Raw genomic sequence first — 21,117 nt, forward strand, 5'->3', positions numbered from 1 at the left:
CGTTGATATATGAAATACACTTAAATGTGTAGTGAACTGCTAGGACAATTGTCATTTCTTCATTGTCCTAGCTTTTTTAATGGCATCTTAATTTAAAGCGCTTTACATTTATTCATAAAGGAGTGATTTTTATGGATTTATTCGTTGAAAAACCGCATCATCTCAGTTATCAGCCTAGTTTAGGACATGGTGTTCATATTGGTATAACAACACGACAAGGTGGTTTAAGTGCTTATCCTTCTGATGCCTTTAACATGGCAAGATATGTTGAAGACAAAGCTGAAAACATTACAAAGCATCAAGAAATGCTGGGTCAAGAAATAGGTTTTTCCCCTGAAAACTGGGTTTTTCCAATTCAAACGCATGAAGCTAAAGTATTAGAAGTATCAAAAGAGGATCGAGGTAAAAATATAGAAGCATTATCGAATGATGTATTATTCGGTGTGGATGGGTTATATACGTATGATACAGATACGGTTTTAACTATGTGCTTTGCAGACTGTGTACCGATTTATTTTTACAGTCCAAAACATCATTATATTGCGCTAGCACACGCTGGATGGCGTGGGACAGTAGCAACGATCGTGCACCGTGTACTAGATCAGTTTCCTTTTGATTATAAAGATATTTATGTGGTGATTGGGCCTGCGACATCGAATAGTTATGAGATTAACGATGATATATTGAAAAAATTTCAAAACTTGCCTATCCCAATTGAAGCATATGTTGAGACGAGAGATACAGACAGACACGGCATCGACTTGAAATATGCCAATCAATTGTTATGTGAGTATTATGGCGTTCCTAAAGCAAATATATATCTTACCGATTATTCGACATCCAAAGACTTAGAACGTTTCTTTTCGTATCGTGTAGAAAAAGGTAATACGGGAAGAATGTTAGCATTTATTGGTCAATCATCGAATGAAAGAGGGAATGAATAAATGTCAGTAAAATCGAATTTAGAGGAAATTCAACAAGAGATACGAGAACACGCACATCAGAGAGACGACGAAACATTACCAAACGTGATTGCAGTGACGAAATATGTTACAATAGAGCGAGCTATAGAAGCATATGAAGCTGGTCTTCGGCACTTTGGTGAAAATCGTATTGAAGGCTTTTTGGAAAAGAAAGCAGCATTACCTGATGATGTAAAAATGCATTTTATCGGTTCATTACAATCACGTAAAGTGAAAGATGTCATCGATGAAATAGACTATTTACATGCATTAGATCGTCAAAGTTTAGCTAAAGAGATTAGCAAACGTGCACATCATGAAATTAAATGCTTTGTCCAAGTGAATGTCTCAGGCGAAACATCGAAACATGGTATATCACTTGATGACGTCATTCCATTTATTGAAATGTTAAAAGACTATCGTTATATTCATGTTGTCGGATTAATGACAATGGCACCTTATACTGACGATACAGCATACTTAAAATCAATTTTCGAAAAACTTAAAATTAAACGCGATGAAGTCCAAGCAATGAATCTAACACATGCGCCATGTACCGAATTATCAATGGGTATGAGCAATGATTTCCATATTGCTACGGAAGCAGGTGCGACATTTGTGAGAATTGGAACGCGTCTAGTAGGAAAAGAGGAGTGAATCCATTGGCTATTAAAGATCTGTTTAACGGTTTTTTCTCAATCGAAGAAGATGATGATGAATTCATTGAAGAAGAAGAGCGTCGTCAAGAACGTGAGCAGCAATCACATAATGCACAGCAACCGGCAAAACAGCAAAGTGAGAGACCTCGTGCAATTCAATCTGTGCCTAATAAACGACAAACTACGCGTATGAAGTCTTCTCAAAATGATAAGCAATACCAAGTTGCACAAAAACAAGAGCAAGGGAATGTGGTGAGTATGAATCAAGCCCAAGAGAATTATCAAAGTGGTAATTCAAAAATGTGTTTATTTGAACCACGCGTATTTTCAGATACACAGGATATTGCAGACGAGTTAAAAAACCGTCGTGCAACACTTGTTAATCTTCAACGCATTGACCCAGTATCAGCAAAACGTATCATAGACTTTTTAAGTGGTACAGTTTATGCTATCGGAGGAGATATACAACGTGTGGGTGCGGATATTTTTCTATGTACACCTGACAATGTCGAAGTTGCAGGTAGTATTACAGATCATATCGAATCCATGGGAAATCATTATGAATAAGGGAGAATTCTATGAGTATACAGTTAATCACGACAATCTTTAATTTTCTTTTATTTTTGGTCGAAGCTTATACATTTGGTATGATTATTTATATTTTCATGTCTTGGCTTCCAGGCGCACGTGAAAGTGTCGTAGGTCGCTTTATGGCTAAAATATATGAGCCTTTTTTAGAACCATTTAGAAGAATAATACCGCCACTCGGTTTTATCGATATATCACCGATTGTCGCATTTATCGTACTGAATTTATTTCAACGTGGACTTCGATCCATTTTTAATTTAATCATTAATCATTTTTATTAGTATGAGTATACCGACAAGGTCGTATGTCTCATGAATGAAAAATGTACTGTGTTTCAAATTACTGAGATTGTCGATAATCTTATTTGTTTCGACATGTGTTAGAAGTGTGTTGTATGAATCACATATCACTAATTCAATAATTTGTTTAGGCGTTTCTCAATGGCGGATTGAGAAACGTTTTTGACATTTTAAGAAGAAATGAAGAGCGTAATTTTCTCATAATGAGATAATCAAGGTACTTTAGATTATCATTAGCCATTTACCATTAATCAGTATTACGCTATCGGTTATATAAGCTTAACTTAATCGATACATCAAAAAAGGTGTTGAACAGAAATCTAGCTGATTTCGTAGTTCAACGTCTTTTTTAGTTTGTGCGTTTAATCATGAATTGATGGGTGTGAACGACACTTTTGCTATCAATCATTAAAGAACTTGAAGTTAATGAATTGAATGAGAAGCTTCTTCTTTATTAAAATGCGAAATTAATGATAAAATTAATAGGAAATATATTATTCGTGACTTATTTAATTGAAGCGCGATGAAAATGGATGTATTAATATGAAAAGGAGTTCCATCTTTGGATATTTATCAACATTTTAGACCTGAGGAACATGAACAAATCGATTATTTATTAGATAAAGTAAGGCAGGCTGAAACACAGTATGCGCCTGTGTTAACACACTTTTTAGATCCACGTGGTCAATATATGTTGCAAGTGATTGTAGGTAGTTTTAGTGATTTGCATGTAACTTTTAATGGTGGACATCAAGCTGAAAGGTGCCGTGCTGTAATTGCGCCGACTTATTTTGAACCCACTTTGGATGATTTTGAAATCAGTTTAATTGAAATCCACTATCCTTCAAAATTTGTGACGATTCAACATCAACATGTTTTAGGAACATTAATGTCATTAGGGATTGAACGTGAACAAGTGGGCGATATTATTGTTGCGGATCGAATACAATTCGTTTTGACAAAACAACTGGAATCGTATATCATGTTAGAATTAACACGTATTAAAGGGGCTACGATTAAACTTAATGTTATCCCGTTTGAAGATATGGTACAATCAGAAGCGTATTGGGAGACACATGAAGCAACAGTCAGTGCAACACGCCTTGATGTCGTTTTAAAAGAAATGATCAGAAAGTCACGTACCATAGCGAAAACTTATATTCAACGTAAGCGTGTCAAAGTCAACCACACATTGATTGAGGCAGCTGATTTTCAGCTTCAAGCTGGGGATTTATTATCGATACAAGGATATGGACGCGCTAAAGTGGTTGAAATAGGGAGTCGTACTAAAAAAGATAAACTAAGAATCACCTATCAAACTTTATTTAAATAGTGTATGATGGAGGAGGGCAATTTATGGCTTTTACACCAAGCGAGATTAAAAATAAATCGTTTACGCGTATTAAAAATGGCTTTGAACCTGAAGAAGTTGAACAATATTTAGAACAGTTGAGTCAAGAACTTGAGCGTTTAAGAGAAGATAAAAAGCAATTAGAAAATGTGTTAAAAGAACGCGACTCACATATTCAATCTTTTAAAGATGTTGAAAAATCAGTCGGAGAAGCAATTGTGAGTGCCCAAAGAGCGGCAGATGAAACCAAAGCAGCTGCACAAAAAGAGCATGATGCGATGATTCAAAAAGCACAAGCAGAGGCAAATCGAATTGTAAACGATGGTTTAGAAAAAGCACGTCGTTTATCTTTCCAAACTGAAGATATGAAGCGACAATCGAAAATTTTCCGTTCTCGCTTTAGAATGCTTGTTGAAGCGCAGCTAGATTTATTAAAAAATGATGATTGGGACTATCTCCTTAATTATGATTTAGATGCGCAACAAGTAACTGAGGAAAACTTCCAACATTTAAACCAACAAGATATCACAGCACAAGAGCAACAGGCTGCTCAAAATAACAATGAGAAGCCACAATCAGATGAAAACGAAACAACACAATCTAAAGATGAAACAGACAAGTAAGAAAAGATAAGCATGGATACAGCGAATTAGGGAGAGTGAGAGCCTAATAGATGTCCTTTTCTTATATCACTGTTTTGTTGAATATTAATAAATTTTTGAGAGAACTCTAAGCTGAGTTAATCAGGGTGGTACCGCGGTCAGTCCGTCCCTGTTATTGAGCTTAGAGTTCTTTTTCAGTTAAAGGAGTGTAATGTCAAATGGACTACAAAGATACTTTATTAATGCCAAAAACAGATTTTCCTATGCGTGGGGGTCTTCCTAATAAAGAACCTCAAATTCAACAAAAATGGAAAGAGCAAGATTTGTATCATAAAATTCTTAAGAAAAATGAAGGGAATCCATCATACATTTTGCATGATGGTCCACCGTATGCAAACGGAAGCGTTCATATGGGGCACGCTTTAAATAAAATTTTGAAAGACTTCATTACGCGTTATAAATCGATGCAAGGTTTCTATACACCGTATGTTCCAGGTTGGGATACACATGGTTTACCAATCGAACAAGCATTAACTAAAAAAGGCGTAAAACGTAAAGAAATGTCAATTTCAGAATTTCGTGATCGTTGCCAAGCTTTCGCTATGGAACAAATTGAAATTCAGAAAAAAGACTTTGAGCGTTTAGGTATTAATGGCGATTTCCAAAATCCTTATATTACATTGAAACCTGAATTTGAAGCAGCTCAAATTCGTTTATTCGGTGAAATGGCAGATAAAGGTCTAATTTATAAAGGGAAAAAACCGGTTTATTGGTCACCTTCTAGTGAATCATCATTAGCAGAAGCAGAGATTGAATATCATGATAAACGTTCTGCATCCATCTACGTTGCTTTTGATGTTAAAGACGGAAAAGGTGTTGTTGATGAAGACGCTAAATTTATTATTTGGACAACAACGCCTTGGACATTACCATCTAATGTTGCGATTACTGTTCATCCTGAATTAACTTATGTCCAAATGAATGTAAATGGGACGAAGTATATTATTGCAGAAGCACTTGTTGATAGTGTTGTGGAGCAATTAGGTTGGGATAAAGAGACAATTGTACGTGAGCAAGATTTTAAGGGCTCAGAGCTTGAGTATGTTGAGGCACAACATCCTTTCATTGACCGTATTTCCTTAGTCATCAACGGTGAACATGTCACTACAGATGCGGGTACAGGATGTGTTCATACTGCACCTGGACATGGTGAAGATGACTATATCGTTGGTCAAAAATATGGTTTAGATGTGATTAGTCCTGTCGATGCTAAAGGTGTGTTCACAGCAGAAGCAGGTCAGTTTGAAGGTATGTTTTATGATAAAGCTAACAAAGCTATTACAGAATTGTTAACTGAAAAAGGTGCTTTATTGAAACTCGAATTTATTACACATAGTTACCCTCACGATTGGCGTACGAAAAAACCAGTTATTTTCCGTGCAACACCGCAATGGTTTGCATCAATTTCGAAAGTACGTCAAGATATTTTAGATGCGATTGATAATACGCAATTCAAAGTTGAATGGGGTAAAACACGTATTTATAACATGATTCGTGACCGTGGTGAGTGGGTCATTTCGCGTCAACGTGTTTGGGGTGTGCCTTTACCAGTTTTTTATGCTGAAAATGGCGACATCATTATGACAAAAGAAACGGTGTACCACGTTGCGGATTTATTTGAAAAACACGGTTCAAATATCTGGTTTGAAAAAGATGCGAAAGACTTATTACCTGAAGGATTTACTCATCCTGGCAGTCCAAATGGTGTGTTTACTAAAGAAGAAGATATCATGGATGTGTGGTTTGACTCAGGTTCTTCTCATAGAGGCGTACTTGAAACACGTCCTGAGCTTAGTTTTCCAGCTGACTTATACTTAGAAGGTAGTGACCAATATCGCGGTTGGTTTAACTCATCAATTACAACAGCTGTCGCAACGCGTGGTGTGGCACCTTACAAAATGTTACTTTCTCATGGTTTCGTGATGGATGGAGAAGGTAAAAAGATGAGTAAATCATTAGGAAATGTGACTGCCCCAGATACAGTTGTAAAACAAAAAGGTGCAGATATCGCACGTCTTTGGGTAAGTTCGGTTGACTATCTTGCAGATGTTCGTATTTCTGATGAGATTCTTAAGCAAGTGGCGGATGTTTACCGTAAAATCAGAAACACATTACGTTTCTTATTAGGTAATGTGAATGATTTTAATCCTACAACAGATCGCATTGCAGAAGCCGATTTATTGGAAGTGGATCGTTATGTTTTACATCGCTTAAGAGAATTTACAGCGAGTACTTTAGATCATTATGAGCACTTTGATTACCTTGATATTTATCAAGAAGTTCAAAACTTTATTAATGTTGAACTTAGTAACTTCTATTTAGATTATGGTAAAGACATTTTATATATTGAAAAACGTGACGCACACAAACGTCGTAGTATGCAAACTGTGCTTTTCGAGATTTTAGTTAATATGACAAAATTACTAGCACCGATTATTCCACATACAGCAGATGAAGTTTGGTCACATATTGAACATGTTGAAGAAGAAAGTGTACATTTAACGAATATGCCTGAAAAAGAAGCTGTAGATCAAGCCTTGCTTGATAAATGGGGCCAATTTATGGCACTGCGTGATGACGTTAACCGTGCATTAGAAGCAGCGAGAAATGAAAAAACAATTGGTAAATCTTTAGAAGCAAAAGTAAAAATTGGTAATAGCCCTTCATTTGATACAGTTGAATTTTTAGAAGGCTTTGAAGATTTACATCAACTCTTTATAGTTTCTCAAGTCGAAGTTGTGGATGCACCTCAAGGTGAAGTTTATCAACATGGAACAATCGAAATCGTTCATGCAGAAGGTCAAAAATGTGAACGTTGTTGGAATTATAGTAAATCTTTAGGTACAGTTGCTGGCTTATCTGGATTATGTCCACGATGCCAAGCGGTTGTGAAGACACTATAAGTTAACGTTGGCTTTAAGACAGGAGTCATTTGGCAGTAATTCGATGCATTCTGTTAACTAAAGTCGCCTTATTTGAAAATCAAATATAGCTCACACTATTAACCTTCTAATAACACAAAAATGTTATTGGGAGGTTAATTTATGAAAAAGTAAGCTTCATCTATTTGAATCTATTTTTTCATTATTGTTTTAATTATTCCTTTCGTTTTGAAACAAAGTGGTTATTCAACTTTCACTAATGACGTGTACTTTATTAAGTAAATAGAGAGTATCGTTTACCGTACTTTTTTATATCGTGTTATAATGTAACGGTGATTAAAAGAAAGGAAAAATAATATGAAACGACAATATTATCTCGGGCTTTCAATATTTATAGTGGTTTTGATTTTGATTGCCGATCAAGTAACTAAATTTGTGATTCGGACACAAATGGCAGTAGGTGAATCATTTAATGTGATTCCTCACTTTTTATCTATCACATCACATCGAAATAATGGCGCAGCTTGGGGCATATTAAGTGGTAAAATCACATTCTTTTACATTATTACAGTCATCATTCTCATTGCTTTAGTTGTATTTTTTATTAAAGAAGCTAAAAATCAAATGATGATGCAAATTGCGATAAGCTTACTTTTTGCGGGTGCATTAGGTAATTTTATTGATCGTGTCCGTACAGGAGAAGTTGTAGACTTTGTAGATACGGTCATATTTGGATATGATTTCCCAATTTTTAATATTGCTGATGCAAGTTTAACGATAGGTGTTATTTTGCTTGTGATTATATTACTTAAAGATCAGAACCAAAAAGGTGAGGTGTAACAATGGAAAAATATGAATTTACAATTGATAACGAAGCCCACCATTTACAACGTATAGACAAAATTTTGCCGGAATTTAACTCAGAGTGGTCTCGCAGTCAAATACAAGATTGGATTAAAGAAGGCTTAGTTCAAGTGAATGGGAAAACCATTAAATCCAATTATAAACTTAAAACAGGAGATCACATAGAAGTAACGGAAAAAGAAGTGGTAGAGGCAGATATACAACCGGAAAATTTAAACTTAGATATTTATTATGAAGATGAAGATGTCGCAATCGTCTATAAACCTAAAGGGATGGTCGTTCATCCATCAGCAGGACACTACTCAGGGACGCTTGTAAATGGTTTGATGTATCAAATTAAAAACTTATCAGGCATTAATGGTGAAATTCGACCTGGGATTGTGCATCGTATCGACAAAGACACGTCGGGTTTATTAATGGTTGCTAAAAATGACGTGGCACATCGAAGTCTTGTTGAACAATTAATGGCTAAAACGGTTACGCGTAAATATACAGCGCTTGTCCATGGTCATATTCCACATGAATTTGGCACGATAGATGCGCCCATAGGACGAAATAAAAACGATAGACAGGCGATGGCAGTTGAAGATGACGGAAAAGAGGCTGTTACGCATTTTAATGTAATAGAAAATTTTAAAAACTACACATTAGTCGAATGTCAATTAGAAACAGGACGTACACACCAAATTCGTGTTCATATGAAATATATCGGTTATCCGCTTGTAGGGGATCCTAAATATGGTCCTAAGAAAACGTTAGACATCGGAGGTCAAGCGTTACATGCAGGTGTGATTGGATTTAATCATCCGCGTACAGGAGCGTATATTGAACGTGTAGCACCGTTACCCGAAACGTTTGAACAATTATTAGGACAATTAAGAAAAGAAGAGAAATAAGCTTAATTGCAGAGCGAATAATAATGATAATGGATGTGATTGACATCAAAAGGTCTAATAGTGAATTTTTCTATCACGCATCACAATTATAAAATTAGAAAACTTACTATATAGGCTTTACAAGTCCTGTAAAAAGCGTTACCATTGTTTTAAGAAAAAAATTATAAAAACAAACGTCTTTAATTTAGAGTCCTGTGAGGCTCAAAAGACATGAATAGAGAACGTAAAAATCTTTTCAATCCTAATAAGAATGTGTTTTAAACGTACGAGAGACGTTAAAATGTTTCGATAGGGATATGACGAATTTTGCTTATTCTAAACTCGTGTCTATTAAAGACACGAGTTTTTTGTTAGGAGTGAATAATGTTGGTTGAACGTGTGATTTTAGATGAATCGGCGATAAATCGTACGCTAACACGTATTGCTCATGAAATCTTAGAATATAATAAAGGATCAGACAATTTAGCGTTACTTGGTATTAAAACGCGTGGAGAGTATCTGGCAAAACGTATTCAACAAAAGATTCAACAAATTGAAGAAGTCGAAGTCCCAACTGGCACGATTGATATTACTGACTTTCGAGATGACATTGATGCAAGAAGTCAACAGTTAAATAAGACTTTTGAAATTAATGCAGACCTAACGAATCGCGTGGTCATCATCGTGGATGATGTTTTATACACAGGTCGAACAGTTAGAGCCTCACTTGATGCGATTTTAATGTATACAAGACCTAAAAAGATAGGCCTTGCTACACTGGTCGATCGTGGTCATCGGGAGTTACCAATACGCGCTGACTTTGTTGGTAAAAATATACCGACTTCACATGAAGAATCTGTCAGTGTTTATTTAAATGAAATTGATCAACGCAATGCCGTTGTCATCACATAAAGCCTTTTAATTCAGTACGAGAGACTGACAAAGGACGAGCACATCCTATTTGTATTCATTTTATGCTATTCAAATGTTGTATTTGTAAAAGTGATAATGAATAAAATGTAAAGATGTCAAACCTCAGTCTCTTACCTTAAAAAAGGTGAAGAGACTTTTTTTATGCGAAAGGAAGAAAACTATGGAAAACGATCAAATGTTTAAACGTACCGTTCAACCGGTACTCGATGTGAATGAAAGACCAAAAGCGGGGCAGTGGGCATTTTTAAGTTTACAGCACTTGTTTGCGATGTTTGGTGCCACGGTACTTGTTCCGTTTCTCACTGGACTTCCAGTATCATCGGCCTTGCTTGCTTCAGGAATTGGTACATTATTCTACATATTAATAACGAAAGGAAAGATTCCTGCATACTTAGGCTCAAGTTTTGCTTTTATTACACCGATTATTACAGGTTTGAGCACAAATAGCTTAGGCGATATGCTTGTCGCCTTATTCATGAGTGGTGTGATGTACGTCATTATTGGGATTGCCATTAAGTTAAGCGGTATTAACTGGTTAATGCATCTCTTACCACCCGTTGTAGTCGGTCCTGTCATTATGGTTATTGGTCTTAGTCTTGCACCAACTGCTGTTAATATGGCGATGTTTGAAAATGCAGGAGATATGAAAGGCTACAACCTCAGTTATATTGCAGTTGCAGGCATTACATTATTAGTGACTTTGATTATTCAAGGATTTGCGAAAGGCTTCTTTTCTCTAATTCCTGTACTCATAGGTATTGTCGTGGGATATATTACAGCGATTATATTTGGAATAGTGGACTTTAAACCAGTTGAAAAAGCAGCATGGTTCCAGTTCCCGGATATTTACTTACCATTTGCTGATTATCATCCTTCCATTCATCTCGGTTTGATTACCATCATGTTGCCCATTGTATTTGTAACAGTAAGTGAACATATTGGTCATCAAATGGTCATCAATAAAATCGTAGGACGTAATTTCTTCGAAGATCCAGGCTTACATCGTTCAATCATTGGCGACGGGGTTTCAACAATGTTTTCAAGCATTATCGGTGGACCACCAAGTACAACTTACGGTGAAAACATTGGTGTGTTGGCCATTACAAAAATTTACAGTATTTATGTCATTGGAGGCGCTGCTGTATTTGCCATCATGTTAGGGTTTGTAGGTAAATTTACAGCATTGATTTCATCTATCCCGACACCAGTAATGGGCGGTGTGTCTATATTGTTATTTGGTACAATCGCAGCGAGCGGTTTGAGAATGCTCGTAGAAAGCCAAGTGGATTTTGCTCAAAATCGTAATCTTGTCATTGCTTCAGTCATTTTAGTAATAGGAATTGGAAATATGATGCTTAACTTGTCTGATTTAGGTGTCAAATTAACTATTGAAGGTATGGCATTATCAGCAACAGCAGGTATTTTATTGAATTTACTCTTACCAAAACGATAAACATTAGGAGGTCTTGTCAATGGAACATCTTGTTTCAATGGAACACTTATCTGTAAAAGAAATTGAAAACCTTATTCAAAAAGCTTCTCAATACAAGAAAGGTGAAGACGTACCCAGTTTAGAAGGTCATTATATAGCGAACTTATTTTTTGAAAACTCTACACGTACAAAATGTAGTTTTGAAATGGCAGAACACCGATTAAACATTAAACAAATTAATTTTGAATCAACAGCTTCTTCTGTACAAAAAGGAGAATCGCTTTATGACACTTGTCGTACACTCCAAAGTATAGGTTGCGACGCTTTAGTTATTAGACATGAACAAAATAACTATTATGATGAATTGTTGAACATGGGCATTCCAATCATTAATGCGGGCGATGGAAGCGGCCAACATCCAACACAGAGTCTGTTAGATTTAATGACCATTTACGAAGAGTTTGGACGATTTAAAGGGTTGAATGTTGTGATATGTGGAGATATTAAAAACTCACGTGTTGCGCGAAGTAACTATCACAGTTTGACAGCACTGGGTGCGAATGTTTCGTTCTCAAGTCCTGAAATTTGGCAAGACGATACGATGGAAGCAGAATATGTCGACTTAGATGACGTCATCGATCAAGTGGATATTGTGATGTTACTAAGAGTACAACATGAAAGACATACTGTTGGCTCACATGGGTTTGAAAAAGCTTCATACCATGCACAATACGGGCTCACAGAAGAACGCTACGAAAAATTACAAGAACATGCGATTGTTATGCATCCTGCACCAGTCAATCGGGATGTTGAAATTGCCGATTCTTTAGTTGAAGCACAGCAATCACGAATTTTTAAACAAATGGAAAATGGTGTGTATCTCAGAATGGCTGTACTGACAGAAACAATTAAAAAATAAGGGAGAGAATCGGATATGAAATTAATTCAAAATGCAAAAATGCTAGAAGCAGGTCAATTAAAAAAGGTAGATGTTTTGATTGAAGGTAAAACAATCAAGCAAATTGCTGAATCAATAGAAGCAACAGATGAAATGACTATCATCGATGCAAAAGGTCATTTCTTATCTCCAGGGTTTATCGATATCCATGTACATTTAAGAGAACCTGGTGGTGAACATAAAGAAACGATTGAAACAGGAACGCGTGCAGCGGCTCGCGGTGGTTTTACAACTGTTTGTCCGATGCCTAATACAAAGCCTGTTCCTGACTCTATAGAAAATTTAACGCATTTGAATGAATTAATTGCTAAAAGTGCACATGTGCGTGTATTACCTTATGCTTCAATCACTGTAAGACAGGCTGGGAGAGAACATGTAGATTTTAAAGCACTTACAGAAAATGGTGCTTTTGCTTTTACGGATGACGGTGTCGGTGTCCAACAAGCTTCAATGATGTATGAAGCAATGCAACAAGCTAAAGCTCAAAATAAAGCTGTCGTTGCCCACTGTGAAGACAATAGTTTGATTTATGGTGGTGCGATGCATGAAGGTAAAAGAAGTAAAGCGCTCGGTATCCCGGGGATTCCAAATATTTGTGAATCTGTCCAAATTGCCCGTGATGTTTTATTGAGTGAAGCAACAGGATGTCACTATCATGTTTGTCATGTTTCGACAAAAGAAAGTGTACGCGTGATTAGAGATGCTAAAAAAGCAGGTATTCCAGTAACCGCAGAAGTCACACCTCATCATCTTTTACTAACAGAGGATGATATTCCAGGTGACAATGCAATCTATAAAATGAATCCGCCGCTAAGAAGTCACGAAGATAGAGCGGCATTATTAGAAGGTTTATTAGATGGCACAATTGACTGCATTGCAACAGATCATGCGCCACACGCAGCAGAAGAAAAAGCACAACCTATGACACGTGCACCATTTGGTATTGTGGGTAGTGAGACTGCATTCCCATTATTGTATACGCACTTTGTTAAAAATGGAGACTGGTCATTACAACAACTTGTAGACTACTTAACAACGAAACCTGCACAAACTTTTGATTTACCATACGGTCGTTTAGAAGAAGGTAGCTTAGCAGATTTAACGTTGATTAACTTAGAAGACGAATACGAAATTAAAGCAGAAGACTTCTTGTCTAAAGCATCGAATACACCATTCTTAGGAGAAAAAGTATACGGTAATCCTATTTTGACAATGGTAGAAGGACATATTTGTTATGAGGGGGCAAAATAAAGATGTTTGAAAAACGTTATCTCGTGTTAGAAGATGGATCACATTATACTGGATTTAAATTAGGATCAGACCGCTTAACACAAGGGGAGATTGTTTTTAATACTGCAATGACAGGATATCAAGAAACAATTTCAGACCCTTCGTATACAGGGCAAATTATTACATTTACTTACCCACTTATTGGTAACTATGGGATTAATCGTGATGATTTCGAATCATTGACGCCTACATTAAATGGTGTTGTGGTTAAAGAGGCTTGTACGACACCAAGTAATTTTCGGGCACAAAAGTCGATAGATGAAGTTTTGAAAGAATACGACATTCCCGGTTTGAGTGGTGTAGATACAAGAAGTATTACGAAAAAAATTCGTCAGCATGGGGTTTTAAAAGCTGCTTTTGTAGACCATGAAACAGAAATTGATGAAATGATTCAAAAACTACAAACAATGATATTCCCTAGAACAGAGGTGCCAACAGTTTCTACAAAAACGCCTTATGTTTCAACGGGATTTGATCTTCGCGTGGTACTTGTAGATTTCGGTAAAAAACAAAATATTGTGCGTGAATTGAACGCACGTGGCTGTGAAGTGACAGTCGTTCCTTATGATACATCAGCTGATGAAATTCTTAAAATGCGTCCAGATGGTGTCATGTTATCCAATGGACCTGGAGACCCAGAGGATGTCGAAGTTGCCCTTGAAATGATTAATGGTATTTTAGGTAAAATTCCATTCTTCGGAATTTGTCTAGGCCATCAATTATTTGCCTTATCTCAAGGTGCAAAGTCATTCAAAATGAAGTTTGGTCACCGTGGTGCGAATCACCCAGTGAAAGATTTAAAAACTGGGAAAATTGCGCTTACGAGTCAAAACCATGGTTATGCCATTGATGCAGCATCTATTGAAAACACAGATTTAGAGATTACACATATCGCTATAAATGACGGTACAGTTGAAGGACTTAAACATAAAACGTTACCTGCATTTTCAGTGCAATATCACCCAGAAGCATGTCCTGGACCAACAGATTCTAATTACTTATTCGATCAGTTTGTTGAAATGATGCAACAAAATAAACAAAAGGAGCGCGTTACTTATGCCTAAAAGAAATGACATTGAAACGATTCTTGTGATAGGTTCAGGACCTATTATTATTGGTCAAGCAGCAGAATTTGATTACGCTGGCACACAAGCTTGTTTAGCACTTAAAGAAGAAGGTTATCGTGTCATTTTAGTGAACTCGAATCCTGCTACGATTATGACAGATAAAGAAATTGCGGATAAAGTCTATATTGAACCGTTAACGCATGATTTTATTGCACGTATCATACGTAAAGAACAACCTGATGCATTGCTGCCTACATTAGGTGGACAAACAGGATTAAACATGGCGATTGAACTTCACGAAAGCGGTGTGTTGGCATCAAATCATGTTCAACTTTTAGGTACAAAATTATCATCTATTGAACAGGCTGAAGACCGGGAATTATTCCGTAGCCTGATGAATGAACTGGATGTGCCTGTACCAGAGAGTGATATTGTAAACACGCTTGAACAAGCAATCGAATTTAAAAATAAAGTCGGTTATCCATTAATCGTTCGTCCTGCATTCACAATGGGAGGTACAGGTGGTGGTATTTGTCATAACGATGAGGAATTACATGAAGTCGTTTCTAATGGATTGAAATACAGCCCAGCAACGCAATGTTTAATTGAAAAATCAATAGCAGGCTTTAAAGAAATTGAATACGAAGTGATGCGTGATAAAAATGATAACGCAATTGTTGTATGTAATATGGAAAATATCGACCCCGTTGGTATTCATACAGGAGATTCAGTTGTTGTGGCACCAAGTCAAACACTATCAGATGTGGAATATCAAATGTTGCGCGATGTCTCTCTTAAAGTCATTCGTGCTTTAGGTATTGAAGGCGGTTGTAACGTTCAACTTGCCCTTGACCCACATTCAATGCAGTACTATATCATTGAAGTGAACCCACGTGTATCTCGTTCATCAGCATTAGCTTCAAAGGCAACCGGCTATCCGATTGCAAAGCTCGCTGCTAAAATCGCTGTAGGTCTCACATTAGATGAAATGAAAAACCCTGTTACAGGGACATCTTATGCGGCATTTGAACCAAGTTTGGATTATATTGTATCAAAAATTCCACGTTTTCCATTTGATAAATTTGAAAAAGGTGAGCGCGAGCTCGGCACACAAATGAAAGCAACTGGAGAAGTCATGTCAATCGGCCGTACGTATGAAGAATCATTATTAAAGGCGATTCGTTCACTGGAGTATGGCGTCCATCATTTAGGTTTACCTAACGGTGAATCCTATGATTTGGATTACATTAAATCTCGAATTCAAGCCCAAGATGATGAGCGTTTATTCTTTATTGGTGAAGCGATTCGCAGAGGAACAACACTCGAAGAACTTCATGAAATGACACGTATCGATTACTTCTTTTTAAATAAATTTAAAAACATCATCGACATGGAACATGCGTTAAAAGAAAACAAAGGGGATATCGATTATTTAAGATTTGCGAAGCGTTTTGGCTTCAGTGATCGTGTCATCGCACATCGCTTTGAAATGACAGAGGAAGCGGTATATCAACTACGTCAAGAACATCATATTAATCCAGTATATAAAATGGTGGATACATGTGCAGCTGAATTCGAATCTGCAACGCCGTATTATTATGGAACTTACGAAGAAGAAAATGAGTCTATCGTTACAGAAAAAGAAAAAATAATTGTTCTAGGTTCAGGTCCGATTCGTATTGGTCAAGGTGTAGAGTTTGACTATGCAACGGTACACGCAGTTTGGGCTATCCAAAATGCCGGCTATGAAGCTATTATCGTCAATAACAATCCAGAAACAGTGTCAACAGATTTCTCTATCTCAGATAAGCTTTATTTTGAACCATTAACAGAAGAAGACGTTATGAACATTATTAACTTAGAACGTCCTAAAGGCGTTGTCGTTCAGTTTGGTGGTCAAACTGCAATCAACCTTGCTGATAAATTAGCAAAATATGGTGTGGAAATTTTAGGAACATCATTAGAGAATTTAAATCGCGCTGAAGACAGAAAAGAGTTTGAAGCTTTGTTAAATCAAATTCAAGTGCCACAACCAAAAGGGAAAACAGCAACTTCAGCTGAAGAAGCTTTGGCCAATGCGAGAGACATTGGTTATCCAGTAGTTGTAAGACCGTCTTACGTATTAGGCGGACGCGCAATGGAAATTGTTTATAACGATGACGAGTTAGAAAATTATATGAAAGAAGCGGTTAAAGCAAGCCCTGAACATCCAGTATTAGTAGACCGTTACTTAACAGGTAAAGAAATAGAAGTCGATGCCATTTGTGATGGTGATACGGTTATTATACCGGGAATTATGGAACATATTGAACGTGCTGGTGTTCACTCTGGAGACTCCATTGCGGTATACCCACCACAAACATTAACTCAAGATGAAATCGCTACGCTTGAAGCTTATACGATTAAACTGGCAAAAGGCTTAAATGTCATCGGATTAATTAACATTCAGTTCGTCCTTGCACATGATGGGGTATATGTTTTAGAAGTGAACCCAAGATCAAGTCGCACAGTCCCATTTTTAAGTAAAATCACTGAAATTCCAATGGCACAGCTCGCAATGAAAGCTATTATGGGACAGAAATTATCAGAACTCGGTTTTGAACCCGGTATTCAACCCTATCAAGAAGGGGTATTTGTGAAAGCCCCCGTATTTAGTTTTAATAAATTAAAAAATGTAGACATCACTTTAGGACCTGAAATGAAATCTACAGGTGAAGTCATGGGACGCGATTTAACACTTGAAAAGGCGCTTTACAAAGGCTTAACAGCGGCAGGGATGGAAGTTAAAGATTATGGAACGGTATTAATCACTGTGAGTGATAAAGATAAAGACGAAATGGTCAAAATTGCAAAGCGTCTGAATGAAGTTGGGTATAAAATTATAGCGACAGAAGGCACAGCTAAAAAATTAGCTGAGCATGCGATTAAAGTGCAAACGGTTGATAAAATTGGTGGTCATGACGATCTTATCACAAAGATTCAAAACGGCGACGTTCAAATCGTTATTAACACAATGACTAAAGGTAAAACAATCGAAAGGGACGGTTTCCAAATTCGTCGCGCATCAGTAGAAAATGGCGTGCCATGTCTCACATCACTTGATACAGCAAATGCATTAACGAATGTGATTGAAAGTATGACATTCTCTATGAGAAATATGTAGGAGGTTAAGTTGTGGTGGAAAAATTAACTGTCATCTCTAATCAAAATATTGCGGATCGTATTTATGAACTGAAAGTATCTGGGCCGGCGGTTGCTGATTTAAAGCAACCCGGTCAGTTTGTACACATTAAGACTGGAGAAGGTTCATTACACATGTTACGAAGACCGATTTCAATTTGTGAAATTGATCAAGAAAGCAATAGCTTTACAATGCTTTTCCGTGCTGAAGGAGAAGGTACGAAGCGTATTGCAGCTTTACATGAAGGGGATGAAATCGACATTTTAGCACCACTTGGAAATGGCTTCCCAGTTGATAAAGCGAAACGAAAAGCATTGCTCGTAGGTGGCGGAATAGGGGTACCACCGCTTTATGAACTGTCTAAACAACTCAATCAAAATGGTATTGAAACTGTTCATGTACTTGGTTTTCGTTCATCTAAAGATGTTTTTTATGAAAATCACTTCAAAGCTTTAGGAGAAACACATATTGTAACAGAAGATGGTTCAAAAGGTGAAAAGGGATTTGTTACAACGGTCATTGACCAACTTCCAATCGATTATGATATTTTTTATACATGTGGGCCAAAACCGATGTTAAAAGCATTAAATGAATTAGAAGCTTTAAAGGATGTACCTGGATACATTTCATTAGAAGAAAGAATGGGATGCGGTATTGGTGCTTGTTTTGCTTGTGTATGTCATGTGCCTAATCATCCGACTGATTACGTTAAAGTATGTACAGATGGACCTGTTTTCGAGAGAGGAGCTGTTGTATTATGAGTCGATTAAATGTAGAAATACCCGGTTTATCTCTTAAGAACCCAGTTATGCCTGCCAGTGGTTGCTTTGCTTTTGGCGCAGAATACGGACAATTTTATGACTTGTCTGATTTAGGCGCAATCATGATTAAAGCAGCTACAAAAGAAGCAAGGTTCGGTAATGAAACACCGCGTGTTGCCGAAACGGATAGCGGTATGATTAATGCCATCGGATTACAAAATCCTGGCGTCCATCATATTATTGAACACGAATTGAAAGCGTTGGAAGCATATGATGTGCCAATTATTGCGAATGTAGCCGGTTCTTTGGAAGAAGATTATGTCTACGTTGCAGAGCATATTTCTAAAGCGCCAAATGTAAAGGCACTAGAATTAAACATCTCTTGTCCTAATGTCAAAGAGGGTGGCATGCAATTTGGTGTCGATCCTGAAGTAGCAGCTGAATTAACACGCAAAGTTAAGGCAGTATCTTCTGTGCCGGTTTATGTCAAATTGTCACCTAATGTGACCAATATTGTGGAAATGGCTCAAGCTATCGCTGAATATGCAGATGGACTTACAATGATAAATACCCTTGTTGGTCTTAAAATCGATCCTCGTACGGGCCAACCTATTATTCATAATATTATCGGTGGCTTAAGTGGTCCTGCAATTAAGCCAGTCGCATTACGAATGGTCTATGAAGTAAGAAAAGCATTGCCTCATATTCCTATTATCGCAATGGGTGGTGTACAAAACGCTCAAGATGTCATTGACTATATTTCAGTGGGTGCAGATGCGGTTGCTGTAGGGACTGCAAATTTCCAAAATCCATTAGTATGTAAAGAAATTATTGATGACTTACCTGAACGATTAGATGAACTTAATGTTCAACACATCTTAGATATAAAAGGACGCACGCAGAAAGGATTGTCAGTACATGAGAAATGACCCCATTATCGCATTAGATTTCGCAACTGAAGCGGATGTTATCGCATTTTTAAACCACTTTGATGAATCTTTATTTGTTAAAGTGGGCATGGAACTTTTTTATCAAACAGGACCTGAGCTTATCAAAAAGATAAAAGCATTAGGCCATGATATTTTTCTCGACTTGAAATTACATGATATTCCAAATACAGTGGGCAAGGCGATGGAAGGATTAGCTCAACTGGATGTTGATATGGTTAACGTTCATGCTGCCGGTGGATCAGAAATGATGAAACGTGCCGTTGAAGGTTTAAAAAAACATAATCCGAATATTAAACTGATCGCAGTAACGCAACTTACATCGACATCAGAAACACAACTTCATCATGAACAAAATATTCAAACAACAATGGAAGAAGCGGTGTTGAATTATGCGCAACTTGCTCAACGCGCTGGACTTGATGGTGTTGTTTGCTCACCATTAGAAGCGAGTCTATTAAAAGCGGAATGTGGAGAGAACTTCTTAAAAGTGACGCCAGGAATTCGTCCGGCGAATAGTAGATCAGATGATCAAAAAAGAATAACGACACCTGAAGATGCAAAAAAACGTGGGTCCACGCACATCGTTGTTGGTCGACCTATTACACAAAGTGACAATCCTGTAGAAAGCTATCATCAAATTAAGGAAAGTTGGTTAAATGAATGTCAAAATTAATTGCAAAATCATTATTAGATATTGAAGCAGTTTCTTTATCTCCAAACGAGATGTTTACATGGAGCTCGGGTATCAAATCGCCGATATACTGTGATAATCGTGTGACGTTAGGTTATCCTGAAGTACGTGAAGCAATCCGTGATGGTTTAATACAACTTATTGAAAAACACTTTCCAGATGTTGAAGTTGTTTCTGGAACAGCAACTGCGGGCATTCCACATGCAGCCTATATCTCAGATAAAATGAGTTTGCCGATGAATTATGTACGCTCAAAAAGTAAAAGTCATGGTAAGCAAAACCAAATAGAAGGTGCATTAAGTAACAATAAAAAAGTAGTGGTTGTGGAAGATTTAATTTCGACGGGTGGTTCATCGATTACAGCAGTTAATGCTTTACGTGAAGCAGGAGCGGATGTATTAGGTGTCGTTGCCATCTTTACATACGGATTAAGTAAAGCTGATGAAATGTTTAAAGATGCCAACGTGCCTTTTTATACGTTGAGTCATTACGATGAGTTAATCGAAGTTGCGCAAGCTGAAGGTAAAATCTCAGAAGCAGATATTGAAACATTAATTAATTGGCGTAATCAACTTTAATTGAGAGATACGCAATAGAAAGAGCGGGATAAGAAAATCAATTTGATTGCTATCCCGCTTCTTTATATTGCGCCCGGCATGGGTAACAACTTGACGGTGAAAGTCCGTTACAGGCTTGGTAGTAGGAACTGTTA

The 21,117-nt window shown here is 37.0% G+C and carries 19 protein-coding genes; all 19 read left to right on the forward strand.

Translation table 11 applies throughout. The features are described 5' to 3' along the window. The first annotated feature begins 131 nt into the window (after positions 1-131). The 19 genes from pgeF to pyrE all read left to right on the forward strand — a co-directional run bounded on the left by pgeF (position 132) and on the right by pyrE (position 20,983). Positions 132-944, forward strand: coding sequence for a peptidoglycan editing factor PgeF (pgeF, locus tag C1H58_RS10745; protein WP_165546159.1), 813 nt, complete (start codon positions 132-134; stop codon positions 942-944). Then, the gene (locus tag C1H58_RS10750; protein WP_050331293.1) at positions 945-1,619 is read left to right on the forward strand and encodes a YggS family pyridoxal phosphate-dependent enzyme; all 675 of its coding nucleotides are present in this window, start codon (positions 945-947) and stop codon (positions 1,617-1,619) included. A 5-nt stretch (positions 1,620-1,624) separates the two neighbouring features. Beyond that, the gene (locus C1H58_RS10755) at positions 1,625-2,188 is read left to right on the forward strand and encodes a cell division protein SepF (protein ID WP_050331291.1); all 564 of its coding nucleotides are present in this window, start codon (positions 1,625-1,627) and stop codon (positions 2,186-2,188) included. Between the two features lie 11 nt (positions 2,189-2,199). After that, positions 2,200-2,490: a YggT family protein gene (locus tag C1H58_RS10760; RefSeq protein WP_060830060.1), complete on the forward strand. Its 291-nt coding sequence runs from the start codon at positions 2,200-2,202 to the stop codon at positions 2,488-2,490. 580 nt (positions 2,491-3,070) lie between these two features. Then, a complete protein-coding gene (locus tag C1H58_RS10765) occupies positions 3,071-3,841 on the forward strand; it encodes a YlmH family RNA-binding protein (protein WP_165546160.1) in 771 nt (256 codons plus the stop codon). A gap of 23 nt (positions 3,842-3,864) precedes the next feature. Further along, positions 3,865-4,482, forward strand: a complete 618-nt coding sequence (locus tag C1H58_RS10770) for a DivIVA domain-containing protein (protein ID WP_050331278.1) — start codon at positions 3,865-3,867, stop codon at positions 4,480-4,482. 197 nt (positions 4,483-4,679) lie between these two features. Next, the gene (gene ileS / locus C1H58_RS10775; protein WP_050331277.1) at positions 4,680-7,424 is read left to right on the forward strand and encodes an isoleucine--tRNA ligase; all 2,745 of its coding nucleotides are present in this window, start codon (positions 4,680-4,682) and stop codon (positions 7,422-7,424) included. A 336-nt stretch (positions 7,425-7,760) separates the two neighbouring features. Then, positions 7,761-8,243, forward strand: coding sequence for a signal peptidase II (lspA, locus tag C1H58_RS10780; protein ID WP_165546161.1), 483 nt, complete (start codon positions 7,761-7,763; stop codon positions 8,241-8,243). A gap of 2 nt (positions 8,244-8,245) precedes the next feature. Beyond that, positions 8,246-9,163 (forward strand): RluA family pseudouridine synthase, encoded by a 918-nt coding sequence (locus C1H58_RS10785; protein WP_050331272.1) that lies wholly within the window; start codon positions 8,246-8,248, stop codon positions 9,161-9,163. A 366-nt stretch (positions 9,164-9,529) separates the two neighbouring features. Further along, positions 9,530-10,054: a bifunctional pyr operon transcriptional regulator/uracil phosphoribosyltransferase PyrR gene (pyrR, locus tag C1H58_RS10790; protein WP_050331977.1), complete on the forward strand. Its 525-nt coding sequence runs from the start codon at positions 9,530-9,532 to the stop codon at positions 10,052-10,054. Positions 10,055-10,235: 181 nt separating this feature from the next. Further along, the gene (locus tag C1H58_RS10795; protein ID WP_050331271.1) at positions 10,236-11,528 is read left to right on the forward strand and encodes a uracil-xanthine permease family protein; all 1,293 of its coding nucleotides are present in this window, start codon (positions 10,236-10,238) and stop codon (positions 11,526-11,528) included. Between the two features lie 19 nt (positions 11,529-11,547). Beyond that, positions 11,548-12,426: an aspartate carbamoyltransferase catalytic subunit gene (locus tag C1H58_RS10800; RefSeq protein ID WP_165546162.1), complete on the forward strand. Its 879-nt coding sequence runs from the start codon at positions 11,548-11,550 to the stop codon at positions 12,424-12,426. 15 nt (positions 12,427-12,441) lie between these two features. After that, positions 12,442-13,716, forward strand: a complete 1,275-nt coding sequence (locus C1H58_RS10805; RefSeq protein WP_165546163.1) for a dihydroorotase — start codon at positions 12,442-12,444, stop codon at positions 13,714-13,716. 2 nt (positions 13,717-13,718) lie between these two features. After that, on the forward strand, positions 13,719-14,819 hold the full coding sequence (locus C1H58_RS10810; RefSeq protein ID WP_165546164.1) for a carbamoyl phosphate synthase small subunit: 1,101 nt from the start codon (positions 13,719-13,721) through the stop codon (positions 14,817-14,819). Then, positions 14,812-17,985 (forward strand): carbamoyl-phosphate synthase large subunit, encoded by a 3,174-nt coding sequence (gene carB / locus C1H58_RS10815; RefSeq protein WP_165546165.1) that lies wholly within the window; start codon positions 14,812-14,814, stop codon positions 17,983-17,985. The genes C1H58_RS10810 and carB overlap by 8 nt, the downstream gene beginning before the upstream one ends. 14 nt (positions 17,986-17,999) lie before the next feature. Next, positions 18,000-18,764 carry a dihydroorotate dehydrogenase electron transfer subunit gene (locus tag C1H58_RS10820; protein ID WP_050346229.1) on the forward strand — a complete coding sequence of 255 codons (765 nt, stop codon included), beginning with the start codon at positions 18,000-18,002 and terminating at the stop codon, positions 18,762-18,764. After that, positions 18,761-19,693, forward strand: coding sequence for a dihydroorotate dehydrogenase (locus tag C1H58_RS10825; RefSeq protein ID WP_060830053.1), 933 nt, complete (start codon positions 18,761-18,763; stop codon positions 19,691-19,693). The genes C1H58_RS10820 and C1H58_RS10825 overlap by 4 nt, the downstream gene beginning before the upstream one ends. Beyond that, complete coding sequence (gene pyrF / locus C1H58_RS10830) at positions 19,683-20,387, forward strand: orotidine-5'-phosphate decarboxylase (RefSeq protein WP_060830052.1); 705 nt, start codon at positions 19,683-19,685, stop codon at positions 20,385-20,387. Before C1H58_RS10825 ends, pyrF begins: the two co-directional genes overlap by 11 nt. Further along, entirely contained in the window at positions 20,375-20,983 is a 609-nt protein-coding gene (pyrE, locus tag C1H58_RS10835; protein ID WP_165546166.1) for an orotate phosphoribosyltransferase, read from the forward strand. Before pyrF ends, pyrE begins: the two co-directional genes overlap by 13 nt. Positions 20,984-21,117: the final 134 nt, after the last annotated feature.

It is taken from the genome of Staphylococcus sp. 191, from assembly GCF_011174885.1.
Taxonomy (GTDB): domain Bacteria; phylum Bacillota; class Bacilli; order Staphylococcales; family Staphylococcaceae; genus Staphylococcus; species Staphylococcus coagulans.

Coding starts and splice junctions, on each gene's coding strand:
- pgeF (WP_165546159.1), top strand. CDS start 132: ATGGATTTATTCGTTGAAAAACCGCATCATCTCAGTTATCAGCCTAGT.
- C1H58_RS10750 (WP_050331293.1), top strand. CDS start 945: ATGTCAGTAAAATCGAATTTAGAGGAAATTCAACAAGAGATACGAGAA.
- C1H58_RS10760 (WP_060830060.1), top strand. CDS start 2,200: ATGAGTATACAGTTAATCACGACAATCTTTAATTTTCTTTTATTTTTG.
- C1H58_RS10770 (WP_050331278.1), top strand. CDS start 3,865: ATGGCTTTTACACCAAGCGAGATTAAAAATAAATCGTTTACGCGTATT.
- ileS (WP_050331277.1), top strand. CDS start 4,680: ATGGACTACAAAGATACTTTATTAATGCCAAAAACAGATTTTCCTATG.
- lspA (WP_165546161.1), top strand. CDS start 7,761: ATGAAACGACAATATTATCTCGGGCTTTCAATATTTATAGTGGTTTTG.
- C1H58_RS10785 (WP_050331272.1), top strand. CDS start 8,246: ATGGAAAAATATGAATTTACAATTGATAACGAAGCCCACCATTTACAA.
- C1H58_RS10795 (WP_050331271.1), top strand. CDS start 10,236: ATGGAAAACGATCAAATGTTTAAACGTACCGTTCAACCGGTACTCGAT.
- C1H58_RS10800 (WP_165546162.1), top strand. CDS start 11,548: ATGGAACATCTTGTTTCAATGGAACACTTATCTGTAAAAGAAATTGAA.
- C1H58_RS10805 (WP_165546163.1), top strand. CDS start 12,442: ATGAAATTAATTCAAAATGCAAAAATGCTAGAAGCAGGTCAATTAAAA.
- C1H58_RS10810 (WP_165546164.1), top strand. CDS start 13,719: ATGTTTGAAAAACGTTATCTCGTGTTAGAAGATGGATCACATTATACT.
- carB (WP_165546165.1), top strand. CDS start 14,812: ATGCCTAAAAGAAATGACATTGAAACGATTCTTGTGATAGGTTCAGGA.
- C1H58_RS10825 (WP_060830053.1), top strand. CDS start 18,761: ATGAGTCGATTAAATGTAGAAATACCCGGTTTATCTCTTAAGAACCCA.
- pyrF (WP_060830052.1), top strand. CDS start 19,683: ATGAGAAATGACCCCATTATCGCATTAGATTTCGCAACTGAAGCGGAT.
- pyrE (WP_165546166.1), top strand. CDS start 20,375: ATGTCAAAATTAATTGCAAAATCATTATTAGATATTGAAGCAGTTTCT.